The organism is Halorubrum lacusprofundi ATCC 49239 (assembly GCF_000022205.1).
GTDB classification, from domain to species: domain Archaea; phylum Halobacteriota; class Halobacteria; order Halobacteriales; family Haloferacaceae; genus Halorubrum; species Halorubrum lacusprofundi.
The window spans coordinates 993355-1006027 of the sequence record NC_012029.1 but is presented as its reverse complement, the minus strand read 5'-3'; the positions used below and the strand labels follow the sequence as shown (position 1 = coordinate 1006027).

General features: G+C 67.2%; 13 protein-coding genes. 12 read left to right on the top strand and 1 reads right to left on the bottom strand.

Annotation, left to right across the window (positions count from 1 at the left end):
- Positions 1-17 precede the first annotated feature (17 nt).
- The 9 genes from HLAC_RS04995 to HLAC_RS04955 all read left to right on the top strand — a co-directional run bounded on the left by HLAC_RS04995 (position 18) and on the right by HLAC_RS04955 (position 8223).
- Positions 18-299, top strand: a complete 282-nt coding sequence (locus tag HLAC_RS04995) for a 50S ribosomal protein L44e (RefSeq protein ID WP_015909756.1) — start codon at positions 18-20, stop codon at positions 297-299.
- A gap of 2 nt (positions 300-301) precedes the next feature.
- The gene (locus HLAC_RS04990; protein WP_015909755.1) at positions 302-475 is read left to right on the top strand and encodes a 30S ribosomal protein S27e; all 174 of its coding nucleotides are present in this window, start codon (positions 302-304) and stop codon (positions 473-475) included.
- A gap of 18 nt (positions 476-493) precedes the next feature.
- Positions 494-1294, top strand: a complete 801-nt coding sequence (locus HLAC_RS04985; RefSeq protein ID WP_015909754.1) for a translation initiation factor IF-2 subunit alpha — start codon at positions 494-496, stop codon at positions 1292-1294.
- A gap of 42 nt (positions 1295-1336) precedes the next feature.
- Positions 1337-1519, top strand: coding sequence for an RNA-protein complex protein Nop10 (locus HLAC_RS04980; RefSeq protein WP_015909753.1), 183 nt, complete (start codon positions 1337-1339; stop codon positions 1517-1519).
- Positions 1520-1600: 81 nt separating this feature from the next.
- The gene (locus HLAC_RS04975) at positions 1601-2353 is read left to right on the top strand and encodes a proteasome assembly chaperone family protein (protein ID WP_015909752.1); all 753 of its coding nucleotides are present in this window, start codon (positions 1601-1603) and stop codon (positions 2351-2353) included.
- 75 nt (positions 2354-2428) lie between these two features.
- A complete protein-coding gene (locus HLAC_RS04970) occupies positions 2429-3595 on the top strand; it encodes a thiolase domain-containing protein (protein WP_015909751.1) in 1167 nt (388 codons plus the stop codon).
- Positions 3592-3993 carry a Zn-ribbon domain-containing OB-fold protein gene (locus tag HLAC_RS04965; RefSeq protein WP_015909750.1) on the top strand — a complete coding sequence of 134 codons (402 nt, stop codon included), beginning with the start codon at positions 3592-3594 and terminating at the stop codon, positions 3991-3993. Before HLAC_RS04970 ends, HLAC_RS04965 begins: the two co-directional genes overlap by 4 nt.
- A gap of 133 nt (positions 3994-4126) precedes the next feature.
- Entirely contained in the window at positions 4127-6892 is a 2766-nt protein-coding gene (locus HLAC_RS04960; RefSeq protein ID WP_015909749.1) for a hybrid sensor histidine kinase/response regulator, read from the top strand.
- An 869-nt stretch (positions 6893-7761) separates the two neighbouring features.
- Positions 7762-8223: a pyridoxamine 5'-phosphate oxidase family protein gene (locus HLAC_RS04955; RefSeq protein WP_015909748.1), complete on the top strand. Its 462-nt coding sequence runs from the start codon at positions 7762-7764 to the stop codon at positions 8221-8223.
- A 31-nt stretch (positions 8224-8254) separates the two neighbouring features.
- Here HLAC_RS04955 and HLAC_RS04950 read toward each other — a convergent pair whose 3' ends face one another.
- A complete protein-coding gene (locus HLAC_RS04950; protein ID WP_015909747.1) occupies positions 8255-9022 on the bottom strand; it encodes a VOC family protein in 768 nt (255 codons plus the stop codon).
- A 194-nt stretch (positions 9023-9216) separates the two neighbouring features.
- Between HLAC_RS04950 and HLAC_RS04945 the strand changes: the two genes are divergently transcribed.
- The 3 genes from HLAC_RS04945 (at position 9217) to HLAC_RS04935 (ending at position 12659) form a co-directional block, all read left to right on the top strand.
- Positions 9217-10320 (top strand): UbiA family prenyltransferase, encoded by a 1104-nt coding sequence (locus HLAC_RS04945; protein WP_015909746.1) that lies wholly within the window; start codon positions 9217-9219, stop codon positions 10318-10320.
- An 86-nt stretch (positions 10321-10406) separates the two neighbouring features.
- A complete protein-coding gene (locus HLAC_RS04940; RefSeq protein ID WP_015909745.1) occupies positions 10407-12155 on the top strand; it encodes a histidine kinase N-terminal 7TM domain-containing protein in 1749 nt (582 codons plus the stop codon).
- A 72-nt stretch (positions 12156-12227) separates the two neighbouring features.
- On the top strand, positions 12228-12659 hold the full coding sequence (locus tag HLAC_RS04935) for an EamA family transporter (protein ID WP_015909744.1): 432 nt from the start codon (positions 12228-12230) through the stop codon (positions 12657-12659).
- Positions 12660-12673: the final 14 nt, after the last annotated feature.

Below are 12673 nucleotides of genomic sequence, written 5' to 3'. Positions count from 1 at the left end.
ACTCAAGGTCGATATCCATGGAAATGCCACGTCGTTTCAACACGTACTGTCCCAACTGTGACTCCCACCAGGAGCACGAAGTGGAGAAGGTTCGATCGGGTCGGGCGACCGGAATGAAACGCGACGCGCGCCAGCGACGCCGCGCGCTCGCGACGATCGGCAACGCCGGCGGGTACTCGAAGGTGCCTGGTGGCGACAAGCCGACCAAGAAGACCCACCTGAAGTACCGCTGCGGCGACTGCGGCAAGGCCCACATGCGCAAGGGCTGGCGCGCCGGCCGGCTCACGTTCCAGGAGTAAGCATGGCAGGAAGCTTCCACCGCGTCGCCTGCGGCGACTGCGAGAACGAACAGGTCGTCTTCGGCAAAGCCTCCTCCGTGGTGTCGTGTGCGGTCTGCGGCACGACGCTCGCGACCCCGACCGGCGGGGAGGCCGAGTTCCACGGCGAAATCGTCGAAACCGTTGAGGCGCGGTAACCGCCTCACCACCCCCGTATGAAGTACAGCGGCTGGCCCGAACCCGGCGAGTTAGTGGTCGGCGACGTCGACGAGATCGCCGACTTCGGCGTCTTCGTCGACCTCGACGAGTACGAGGACAAGCGCGGCCTCTGTCACATCAGCGAGGTCGCCTCCGGCTGGATCAAGAACGTCCGCGACCACGTCCGCGAGGGACAGACGGTCGTCGCGAAGGTGCTCGACGTCGACGAGTCGGCGAACCAGATCGATCTCTCGATCAAAGACGTCAACGAACACCAGCGTAAGGACAAGATCCAGGACTGGAAGAACTCGCAAAAGGCCGACAACTGGATGCTGATCGCGCTCGGCGAGGATGTCGACGACGACCGCTACACCGCGGTCGCCAACGCGCTGCTTGTCGAGTTCGACTCCCTATACGACGCCTTCGAGGCGGCCGCGATCAGCGGCGAGGAGGCGCTCGAAGAGATCGACATTGACGACGACGCCCTCGACGCGATCGTCACGGCCGCTCGCGACAATGTCTCGGTCCCGTACGTCGACGTGACCGGCTACGTCGATCTGGAGTCCACGGCCCCCAACGGCGTCGACGATGTGAAAGCAGCCCTCGAAGCGGCCGAGGGCAACGGCGAGGTCCCCGACGGCGTCGACCTCGAGGTCGGCTACGTCGGCTCGCCCGAGTACCGCATCAAGGTCCGCGCGCCCAACTACAAGACGGCGGAAGACCAGCTCGAAGCCGCCGCGGCGCGCGCCCGCGAGGCCATCGAGGCCGCCGGCGGCTCCGGTGGGTTCCACCGCGACCGCCACGAGGACGACGAGTAGTCGTTCGCGGTCCGCTTTCTACACCCTCCACCTTCGAAACCCGTGAAATCCGACATCCGCGTCTGCGCGAACTGGGAGACCACCCACGACCGGCCGGTGTACGCACTCGGCGACCGCTGCCCGGAGTGTGACGGCCCGACCGAGAACAGCGCCCCGGCGCCGTTCAGCCCCGAGGACCCCTACGGAGAGTACCGACGCCGGGTGCGGCGACGGGCGTCGGAGTAGCGTCACCCTCGGCGGCGCAGATCCCCGCCCGTGACGCCGGAATAGCCACCCTCTTGTGAGCGCCGCCCGGACGGACCCGGTATGGACGACATCGAGATCGACGAGGTCGCCACGCCGGAGCTCGACGACCCGGTGCTCATCGAGGGACTGCCGGGCGTCGGCCATGTGGGGAAGCTCGCGGCCGAACACTTATTAGAGGAGTTCGACGGTGAGTTAGTCCGCCGCGTGTACTCCACCGAGTTCCCGCCGCAGGTGAGCATCGACGGCGACGGCGTCGCCGAGCTGACCTGCGCGGAGTTCCACGCGGTCGAGACCGACGGCGCCGACCTGCTCGTGTTGACCGGCGATCACCAGGCCGGCTCGAACGCGGGTCACTACAAACTCACCACAACGTTCCTCGACATCGCCGAGGAGTTCGGCGCGACCCGGGCGTTCGCACTCGGCGGCGTGCCGACCGGCGAGCTCGTCGAGGAGTACACCGTGCTCGGTGCGGTCTCCGACGGCGACCTCATCGAGGGACTGGAGGACGTCGGCGTCGAGTTCCGGCCAGACGAGCCCGCCGGCGGTATCGTCGGTGTCTCCGGGCTCGTGCTCGGGCTCGGCGGTCGACGCGGGTTCGACGCCGCCTGCCTGATGGGTGAGACGAGCGGCTACCTCGTCGATCCGAAGAGCGCTCGGGCGGTGCTCGAAGTGCTCGCGGACCACCTCGACTTCTCCATCGACTACGAGAGCCTGGAGGACCGCGCCGAGGAGATGGAGGAGGTCGTCGGTAAGATCCAAGAGATGCAGGACGGGCCGGCGGTGCCGGACGACGACCTGCGCTACATCGGGTAATCTCGGATCCTTCGGTACTGACAGTTCTCCGCCGCTTCCGGCACCGATAAACCGGATCCCGACTATTGTTCGTGTATGATTGACGTACGCGTCGCCGGGGTCGGACTTACGCACTTTGGGAGCCATCCGGACCGGACAGGCCGAGATCTCTTCGCGACAGCCGCGCTACGAGCGTTCGAAGATTCCGGGGTTCCCCGCGAGGACGTAGAGGAACTGAACTACGGGAACTTCATGGGCTCACTCGCCGAGCACCAGGGCCATCAGGCGCCGCTGATGGCCGAGGCGGCCGGCGTGAACTGCCCCTCGACCCGCTACGAGGAGGCGTGTGCCTCGGCCGGCGTCGCGGTGCGCGAGGCCGTCCGGACCGTCGCCGCGGGCGACGCCGACGTGGTGTTGGCCGGCGGGATGGAGCGCATGACAAACCTCCCAACCGACGAGGTGACCGAGGGGCTCGCTATCGCCGCCGACGACCTGTTCGAGGTGCGAGCGGGAGTGACGTTCCCCGGCGCGTACGCGCTGATGGCGACCGCCTACTTCGACGCGTACGGCGGGAGCCGCCGGGATCTGGCCCACATCGCCTCGAAGAACCACGCGAACGCGGTCCCCAACGAGTACGCTCAGTACCGCCAGGAAGTGCCCGTCGAGAAGGCGTTGGACGCCCCACCTGTCGCGGAGCCGCTCCACCTCTACGACGCCTGCCCGATCACCGACGGCGCGAGCGCGCTCGTGATCGTCTCCGAGGAGTACGCGGCTGAGCACGACGTGGACGCCCCGGTCGCGGTGACGGGGACCGGACAGGGGACCGACCGGATGGCGCTCGCGGACCGCGAGGAACTCGCGCGCACCCCCGCCGCCGACGACGCGGCCGACGCGGCCTACGCCGACGCCGGGATCGGCCCCGACGACGTCGACGTGGCGGAGGTCCACGACTGCTTCACCATCGCGGAGGTGCTCGCGCTGGAGTCGCTCGGCTTCTTCGAACCCGGCGAGGGGATTTCGGCCGCCCGCAATGGGGTCACGACCGCCGACGGCGACCTCCCCGTGAACCTCTCGGGCGGACTGAAGGCGAAGGGCCACCCGGTCGGCGCGACCGGCGGTTCGCAGATCGCGGAGCTGACTCGGCTCTTGCGAGGTGACCACCCGAACAGCGACCACGTCGCCGACGCCGAGGTGGGCGTCGCGCACAACGCCGGCGGGACAGTGGCCAGCGCGGTCGTCCACGTGCTGGAGGTGGCGGAATGAGCGCTCCCGCGAGCAACGGGGCCTACGACGAGTGGCTCGACGCCCTCGCGGAGGGCGAGGGCTACGCCCTCGTGTGTCCGGACGGACACGGGTCGCTCCCCCCGCGACGGGTGTGCCCGGAATGCGGGTCCGCGACGCTCTCCGAGGAAGCCCTCGCCGAGACCGGAACCGTCGAGACGTACAGCGTCGTCCACGTCGCCGGCCCGCAGTTCGCCGACGACACCCCGTACGTGAACGCCATCGCCGACTTCGGACCGGTCCGGCTCACGGGGGTTCTGCGGGGGATTGATCCCGCGACCGACGCCGTCGAGATCGGTGACCGGGTCGCGCCCGGCGTCGAGGAGCGCGTGACCGACGGGGAGCCGCTCGTCGTCTTCCGTCCGGCGGACGGGGAGTAGGCCGTCTTTCGACCGCGAGGGGAGAAGTAGGTCGCCGCCGCGACCGCGCGGCGCCACGTCGTTTTTTGTTGCTGTCACGTTCTCTCCCGAGCGGTCCAAACGGTTATCCCGGCATCACGAGTACCCCGAGTCCATGGGTGACCGAATCCGCGTGCTCCACGTCGACGACGACCCGGATCTCGCGGATATCACCGCGTTGTTCCTCGAACGCGAGGATCCTCGAATCACGGTCGAGACGGTCTCAAACGCCACCGAAGGGCTCGAACGCCTCGACGATCTCGACCTCGACGCCAATGTCGACTGTATCGTCTCCGACCACGACATGCCGGGACCGAACGGGATCGAGTTCCTGGAGGCGGTCCGGGAGCGCGACCCGGATCTCCCCTTCATCCTCTACACCGGGAAGGGGTCGGAGTCGGTCGCCAGCGAGGCCATCTCCGCGGGCGTGACGGACTACCTCCAGAAGGGCGGCGGAACCGAGCAGTACGAGATTCTGGCGAACCGCATCGTCGACGCAGCCGAGAAGCGCCGGATCGAGCGCGAGGCCGACCGGACACAGGCCCACCTGCGGGCGATCACCGATCACTCGATGGACGCCATCCTCACCATCGACGGCGACAGCCGAATTCGGTTCGCGAACCCGGCCGTCGAGCGGCTGTTCGGCTACGCGCCCGCGGAGGTCGAAGGCGAGCCGCTGGCAACGCTGATGCCGGAGCGGAAGCGCGAGGCGCACCGTGAGGCTGTCGAGCGGTACTGCGCGACCGAGAAGCGCTCGATAGACTGGTCGGCGGCCGAATTTCCCGGGAAGCACTGGGACGGCCGTGAGATCCCCCTGTCGATATCTTTCGGGGAGTTCGAGGAGGACGGCGAGCGACGGTTCGTCGGCATCATCCGGGACGTGACAGAACGCGAGCGACACCGCGCGTTCGTCGAGCGCTCCAGCGACATCGTCACCGCGCTCGACGCGAACGGGACGTTCCAGTACGCGAGCCCCTCGGTGGAGCGGATCCTCGGCCACGACCCGGCGGACCTGGTCGGTGAGTACGCCTTCGAGTACGTCCACCCGGAAGACCGCGAGCGAGTCGTCGAGGTGTTCGCGCAGTCGGTCACGGGCGACGAGCCGAACCCGACGGTGGAATACCGGCTCGCGGATGCGGACGGAGGGTACCTGTGGGTGGAGTCGGTCGGGAGTAACCGCCTCGACGACCACGGAGTCAGCGGATTCGTGATCAACACACGCGACATCTCCGAGCGGAAGCAGCGCGAGGAGAAGCTGTCGCGGCTCCGCGAGTGGACGCGGGACCTCAATTACACGCGAACAGTCGCGGAGACGACGCAGCTGGCCGTCGACGCCGCGGACGAAATCGTCGGTGCGGGGCTGAGCGGGATCCACCTGGTGAACGAGGCGGGCGATGCGCTCGAACCCGCCGCGCTCGCCGAGTCGGTGCCGTCGTTCTTCGACGAACAGCCCTCCTACGATCGGGACTCCCCGCCCGGGTCGCGCGCGGCCCTCGCGTGGGACGCGTACAGCGGCGACGAGCCGCTCTCCGTCGGCGACCTGTCGGCGTACGATCGTCTCGACGAGGAGACGCCCGCCCAGAGCATCGTGCTCCATCCGATCGGCGACCACGGGCTGTTCGTCATCTCCTCGTCGGAGCCGCACGCGTTCACCGAGACTGACGTGCTCATCGCGGAGATCCTCGCGAACCATCTCGAAGCCGCGTTAGACCGGGTTGCTCGCGAGACCAGCTTAGAGCGGCTCCACGACGCGACCCGAAGTCTCATCCAGGCTGACTCCCCGAAGGAGATCGCCGAGCGCGTCGTCGAGGTGCTCGGGTTCTCCGTGGTCACCGTTCGGCTGTCTGACGAGGACGCCGGCGGGCTCGTCCCCGTCGCGGTCTCGGAGGGGGTCAAAGAGGTATTGCCCGTGCGGAAGGTGTTCACCCCTGACGGCGGGAGTCTCAACTGGGAGGCGTTCGAGGCGGGCGAACCCCGGATGTACGACGACATCGAGACGGCGGGCGCGCTCGACACTGGAACGGGGCTCCGGAGCCTGATGATCCTCCCCGTCGGCGAGCACGGAACCATCTCTGTCGGCGAGACCGAGCCCGGCGTGTTCGACGGGACCGACGAGCATCTCGCACAGATCCTCGCGACGGCAGCCGAGACGGCGCTCAACGCGGCTGCGCGGACCAGCCGTCTCCACGATCGGAGCGCGGAACTGGAGCGACAGAACGATCGGCTCGCGGAGTTCGCCAGCGTCGTCTCTCACGACCTCCGGAACCCGCTGAACGTGGCGCAGGGACGGGTACAGCTGGCTCGCGACGAGTGTGACAGTGAGAACCTCGACGCCGCCGCGCGCGCCCACGAGCGGATGGACACGCTGATCGCCGACCTGCTCACGCTCGCTCGCGAGGGCGAGCGGGTGAGCGAGACGGAGTCGGTCCGGCTCTCGGTCGTCGTCGAGTCCTGCTGGGAGACGGTCGAGACCGCGAATGCGACGCTGGCCGTCGAGGAGGACCTGTGGCTCCGGGCCGACGAGAGCCGCTTCAGACAGCTCGTCGAGAATCTGGTGCGGAACGCGGTCGAACACGGCGGCGACGACGTGTTGATCACTGTCGGCGCTCTCGGCGGGAACAGAAACGGCAGCGAAAACGGGTCCGTGACCGAGACGAGCGACGAGGTCGGGTTCTTCGTCGAGGACGACGGGCCCGGGATCCCGGAAGCGAACCGCGACGAGGTGTTCGACGCCGGTTACTCGACCTCGCGAGAGGGGACCGGCTTCGGCCTCCGGATCGTCGAACAGGTGGCGACGGCCCACGGCTGGTCGGTCCGGGTCACGGAGGGTCGCGACGGGGGCGCCCGGTTCGAGGTGACGGGCGTGGAGCCGGCTGAGTGACAGTCCGGTGAGTTCCGAGGCGATCGGGTCGGAAAACCGGAACTTCGGCTCGTTGAGACTCTATCCAGGAGACACATTCTGCCTCGGTTCCGGTCAGTACAGGCACAGTGGTGAGAGAGTACGGGAGTGAGTGTTGCAGATCGATGGCGACGATACGGTATTTAAAAGGGCGGGAGTGACGGCGACGATCACTTATAAATGAACGAGGCGGTGGCGCGCGCCTCCGAGCGCCCTTTGGGCGCGAGGAGCGCCGCGCGAGGGAGTCGCGAGCAGAGAGGGACCGAAGGTCCCTCATGCAGCCGGCGCGCAACGCCGGCGACGCAGCGAGCGACGAGGCTGGGGAGGCGTGAGGCTGTGCGGTTGCGGTCGGGCGGGACTTAAAGGGGCAGCCGCGAGGGCGGCGCAGGCGATGTAAGCACCGCAACGAGGGAGCGATAGCAACTGAGTGAGGCGCGCAGCGAGCGTGCGCCGCCCTCGCGGCTGGGGCTTTGGAGGTCTTCACCGCAGAAGCGTCGATCACATATAAACAACCGCCAGCAACATCACTCGATCGCTTATAAACAACCGTGTCACCAATTCGCGATACCCACTCCCGCTATCGATCAAGCGGCAGGCTTCAGCGATCCGATGCGTCATGCTGTGCGATATCTGAAGACGAGGGCGTCAACGGAGCCGAAACTGCCTACTGACGATCGAGAGTGCTGGGAGGCGTGCGAGAGACAAGGCGCGTATTTGACACGACTCCGTGTCGGAATACGCTCGATCTCAGCGCTGTCGACGACTGAACGGAGCGCGAGTTCGGCCGAACACCGAGACCACATATATAGGCCACCCTCTGTCTTTTGGTATTCGACCCTCTACAGGGGCGTATGGTCGAGACTGCTCGAGAAAAGATCCAGCTAAGCGATTCGGAGAGGGACGCATTCTTAGATCGTGTCAGCACCGGAGTGCTTTCCCTGTCGACACCGTCCGACGAGCCGCCACACAGCGTCCCGGTTTCGTTCGGATACAACGCTGTACAGACCGCGTTCTACTTCCGGATAGCCGATCTCCCGCCCAAGCGGAAAGGCGAACTAGACGGCAGATCCGTGACGTTCGTCACGTACGATAGGGACGAGGAGATCGGCGGCTACGTCAGTGTCGTCGCTCAGGGGACTCTCGAACCGACAACAGGTGACGAGACCGCCACGGAAGCGCTCGCGGGATTCGAAGGCGTCACGATCCCGTTCGTGGATATCTTCGGCGATCGACCAGCAGATGTCAGCTTTTCGTTCTACCGACTCGTCCCGGAGACGCTCACCGGGCGCAAAGAGGTGGTCGCGGAGCTGTGATCGATGACCGGAAACGGCGAACTGACGCGGTCTACTCGCGGACGAGCAGTTCGATCTCGTGGCCGTCCTGGTCCTTCGTGAACGCGTAGTTGTGGTCACAGGACTCCGGATCGCGGTAGTCGAGGGCTTCGCGGACCATCAGCTGATCCCACGCCTCGTCGAGGTCGTCGACGCGGACGCAGAGGTGGCCCCAGCCGTCGCCCATCGTGTACTCGCGGCCGTCGTAGTTGTAGGTGATCTCTAGCTTCATCGCCTCCTTCGGGGCGTCCTCGGGGGCCATGAAGTAGTTCGCGAAGGAGTCGGCCTCCCACCGGCCGCGCGCCTCGGCGTACTCGAACTTGCGGGTCCAGTAGCCGAGCGCCTCGTCAGCGTCCTCGACGCGGATCATCGTGTGGTCGATACTCCACGTCGCGCCGTAGTCGCGCTTGACGATCTCGATCTCGTGGCCGTCGGGGTCCTTCACGAACGCGTAGCGGTTCCCGCACGACTCGGGGTCGCGATAGTCGTCGACGCCCTCCTCCATCAACTGATCGTACGACTCCTGCAGGGCGTCCTCGGGGACTCGCACGGCGATGTGGCCCCACGCGTCACCGATCTCGTAGGTGTTGTCGCCGTGGTTGTAGGTGAGCTCCAGGGTCGCCCCGTCCTCGTGCATCTCCTCGGGACCGAGGTAGACGTTGGTGAACGTGTCGGCCTCCCAGCGGCCCTTCTCCTCGTAGTTCAGGTGGGTCTGATACCAGTCGAGGCTTTCCTCTAAGTCCTCGACGCGAATCATCACGTGATCGAAGGTTCCATCCATACGCGATCCATCGGTCGCTCGCCCCAAAAGCGTACTGAAGGGGTCGCAGACGATCCGATTGTCCGCTCCTGCCGCAAAATAAAACGAACTGAAGCGGTGTTTTATTTAGCTTCTCATGGTCGAATAGATATATTCGGCAGTACGAGTGACAGATGGCGGGCGTCGCCGGTCGGCGGGGGCGTCAGCCTCGAACCATGCAAGACACGATAGATCCGCCGTCGGAACTCTCCGGCGGTACCGACTCGCCGCACCGTTCGGAACCGCCCGCGTCCACGAGATCACCGAGTGACTCTTCGGTCACGTCGAACAACTCCCCAGCCGCATCGAACGATTCATCGACCAGGCCGAGCGCCGACGGTCGGCGGCTTGCTACCGCCTTCGCGTGGGGGTCGCCGTTCACGGCGCTCGTCGCGGCCGTCGAGACGCTCATCGCGACCGTCCTCCTCGGCGTCTCCCCGACAGTCGCTCCGGCGGTCGTCGCGCTCGTCACCTTCGCGGTGTACAGCGTCGACCACGTCGCCGACGCGGACACGGACGCCGCGTCGACGCCGAATCGGGCGCTGGTTGCCCGTCGCTACGGGGACCAACTGATGATCGCTGCCGCGCTTGCCTACGGATTAGCTGTCGCAGTCGCGGTGACGGGCGGACCGCTCGCGCTCGCGCTCACCCTGCTCCCCGGTGCGTTCTGGGTCGTGTACGCCTCTGACTGGCTACCGGACCTCGGCCGCGCCGTCGGTGCAGCCCTCGCGAGCATCACCCCCGACGACCGGATCGCCGGCCGAGTCGGCGCGACGGTCACCGACGGCGGGCGCAGCTACGTCCCGCGCCTGAAGGACGTGCTCGTCGTCAATTCGGTCGTCGTCGCGGCGGGGTGGGCGACCGCCCTCACGTTCCTCCCAATCGCGTTCGCCGGGTCGTCGGCGGGGCCGACCGTTCCCGTCGTCTTCGCGTACTTCCTCTTGCGATCGTTCGTCGACGCCGAGCTTCCGAACGTCCGGGACGTCGAGGCGGACGCGGCGGTCGGCGTCGCGACGCTTCCCGTCGTGTTCGGCGTCGCCCGGACCCGGTGGGTGCTGTACGGGGTGGACCTGCTCGCGGCAGGCATCGTGACGGCCGCGGCCGTCGCCGGCCTGCTTGCGTGGCCGCTCGTCGGGGCGCTCGGCGTCGGCATCGCCGCGTCGGTCTGCATCACCGCGCTCGCGGGTCGGATCGACGACGCGTCGGTTCTCGGCATCGCCCCGGACTGCAGCTACCTCGTCGTCGGCGTCGCGATAGCGGGGGTGACTCTGGTCGGCTGATCCCTCTCGTCTTCGGCCCCCGGCCGAACGGGGATGTCGGATCAGGATAACAAAATGATTTATACCTCCTTCTTTTGGAATAAACTGTGATCGGCCTGAGTCCACTCTCCGTCGCGCTACTCACCGCGGTCGTGACCGGCACCTCCGCGGCGATCCTCGCGTGGCGGGAGCGCCCGGACGCGGGTGCGACGTGGCTCGCGCTGCTGCTCCTCGGGCAGGTCTGGTGGACGACGTTTCTCGTCTTCGAGTTGGAGGCGTCGACGCTGGCCGCGAAGGCGCTCTGGTACGACATTCAGTGGGTCGGGGTGGTGCTGGTTCCGGTAGGGTGGCTGTTGTTCGCACTGGAGTACACGGGCCGGGACCGGTACGTGAGACCCGGAGTCGTGGCGGCGGCCTGCGTCGCGCCGGCGATAACCGTTCTCGTGGTCGCGACGGGTGACCCGGCCGGACTCATCGTCGCCAACCGTGAGGTCGCCGACACCGCAGTCGGGTCGTTTCTCCGCGTCGACCCCGGGCCGTGGTACTACGTCATCGCCGGCTACACCTACCTTCTGGGGCTGATTGGATCGGTCCCGATCCTCCAGCTCGTCCGTGACGACGCCCGCCCGTTCCGAGGACAGAGCGCGGCGCTGCTCGTGGGCACGGCGGCACCGTGGGTCAGCAGCCTCCTCCACGTTACTGGCGCCATCCCGGTTCCCGGACTCGATCCCACGCCGCTCGCATTCGCCGTCTCCGGGGTCGCGTACCTCCTCGCGCTCTCGCGGTTCCGCCTGCTCACGCTCACGCCCGCGCCGCGACGGCGGGCGCGCCAGCTGGTGTTCGAGCAGCTTCACGATCCCGTGTTCGTCGTCGGTACCGAGGGCCACGTACTCGACTTGAACCGCAGTGCTGCCGACGTGTTCGAAGTCGACCGGCGGACGGCGGTTGGAGAGGCGGCGAGTACGGTCATCCCCCGCTACGACTCGCTCAACGGCGATCGCGGCGACATCGGCCCGCTCTCGATCGTGGGGCGGAACGGTCGGCAGCCCTACGAGATCACGGTGCGAGGCGTGAGCGACGACCACGGGCGAGCGGTCGGCCGCCTTATCGTCTTCCACGACGTGGGCGAGTACCTCGGCCAGCAGCAGCGGCTGAACGTGCTCAACAGGGTGTTCCGGCACGACGTTCGGACCGAGACGAACCTGATCCACGGGTACGCCGATCAGCTGATGACGAACCCGAGCGACGAACGGGCGCTGTCGATCGTCAAGAAGAGCGCCTCGCGTATCCTCGATCTCAGCGAGCGCACCCGGACCGCCAGCGAGCTGTTCGACCCGGTCTCGGAGCCGGAGCCGCCGGTCCCGCTGTCCGAGGTGGTCGACGAGGCGGTCGCGGACCTCCGCGCAGAATCTCCCGACGCACGGGTGTCGGTCGACGGCGATCTACCGGATGTAAGCGTGCCGGCGACCCTCCGGGTCGTTGCGTCGAACCTCTGTTCGAACGCGGTCGAGCACAACGACGCGGCCGCGCCGTCCGTGTGGCTCGAGGCGGCCGTCGAGAACGGCTGGGTCGAACTCTCTGTCGCCGACGACGGGCCGGGGATCGACCCGGCGGAGTACGAGGTCCTGGCGCACGGCACGGAGACGCCGCTGGAGCACGGCAGCGGAATCGGCCTGTGGATCGTGAAGTGGGGGATCGACCAGGTAGGCGGGAGCGTCTCCTTCGCGGAGCGGGAGCCCCACGGGACGATCGTCACGGTCTCCGTTCCCACGGGCGACGCGGTACCCATCAATGGGGCCGGCTCGGAGCACGCCGAGTCCGCGGAATCGACGGACTCGGCGGGCACAGGTCAGTAGCTTCGCGCTGTGAAACGTAGATCGGTGGCCGCGGTTCGGTAGGCACTAGTTCGCCCCGGCCGACCGGCCGGTATGGACGCTACCTATCTCCCCTACGCGCTCCTCGCAATGGGCGCGTACGCGCTCGTCTCGCCGCTGATGCGGGTCGCGACCACGGGACCGAATGCGGTCCCGAGCGACGTCGCCGTGGTGATCTCTAACTCGCTTCTCATCTGCATGGCCGTGGGCGTGCTCGCGTACACCGGACAGGGGTTCGTCGGCCATCTCACTTCGCCGAAAATCGTCCACGTGCTCGCGGCCGGCGTCTTCCTCGGGATCGGAATCTTAGCGCTGTACCGCTCGCTCGCGCTCGGTCCGGTGAGCGTCGTGACGCCCATCTTCGCGATGTTCCTCGTGTTCTCCTCGGTGATCGGCTTCGTCTTTCTGGGCGAGTCGTTCACCGCTCGGAAGGCGGTGGGGATCGCTTTCGCCGTGGCGTCGGTGTACCTCGTCTCGGGCGCCTGAGATCGGGCGCCTGT

What these genes read in the sequence shown, in the direction of transcription:
- HLAC_RS04960 (WP_015909749.1), top strand. Translation starts at nt 4,127, where the DNA reads ATGGGTGACCGAATCCGCGTGCTCCACGTCGACGACGACCCGGATCTC.
- HLAC_RS04955 (WP_015909748.1), top strand. Translation starts at nt 7,762, where the DNA reads ATGGTCGAGACTGCTCGAGAAAAGATCCAGCTAAGCGATTCGGAGAGG.
- HLAC_RS04970 (WP_015909751.1), top strand. Translation starts at nt 2,429, where the DNA reads ATGATTGACGTACGCGTCGCCGGGGTCGGACTTACGCACTTTGGGAGC.
- HLAC_RS04975 (WP_015909752.1), top strand. Translation starts at nt 1,601, where the DNA reads ATGGACGACATCGAGATCGACGAGGTCGCCACGCCGGAGCTCGACGAC.
- HLAC_RS04965 (WP_015909750.1), top strand. Translation starts at nt 3,592, where the DNA reads ATGAGCGCTCCCGCGAGCAACGGGGCCTACGACGAGTGGCTCGACGCC.
- HLAC_RS04995 (WP_015909756.1), top strand. Translation starts at nt 18, where the DNA reads ATGGAAATGCCACGTCGTTTCAACACGTACTGTCCCAACTGTGACTCC.
- HLAC_RS04950 (WP_015909747.1), bottom strand. Translation starts at nt 9,022, where the DNA reads ATGGATGGAACCTTCGATCACGTGATGATTCGCGTCGAGGACTTAGAG.
- HLAC_RS04935 (WP_015909744.1), top strand. Translation starts at nt 12,228, where the DNA reads ATGGACGCTACCTATCTCCCCTACGCGCTCCTCGCAATGGGCGCGTAC.
- HLAC_RS04990 (WP_015909755.1), top strand. Translation starts at nt 302, where the DNA reads ATGGCAGGAAGCTTCCACCGCGTCGCCTGCGGCGACTGCGAGAACGAA.
- HLAC_RS04985 (WP_015909754.1), top strand. Translation starts at nt 494, where the DNA reads ATGAAGTACAGCGGCTGGCCCGAACCCGGCGAGTTAGTGGTCGGCGAC.
- HLAC_RS04945 (WP_015909746.1), top strand. Translation starts at nt 9,217, where the DNA reads ATGCAAGACACGATAGATCCGCCGTCGGAACTCTCCGGCGGTACCGAC.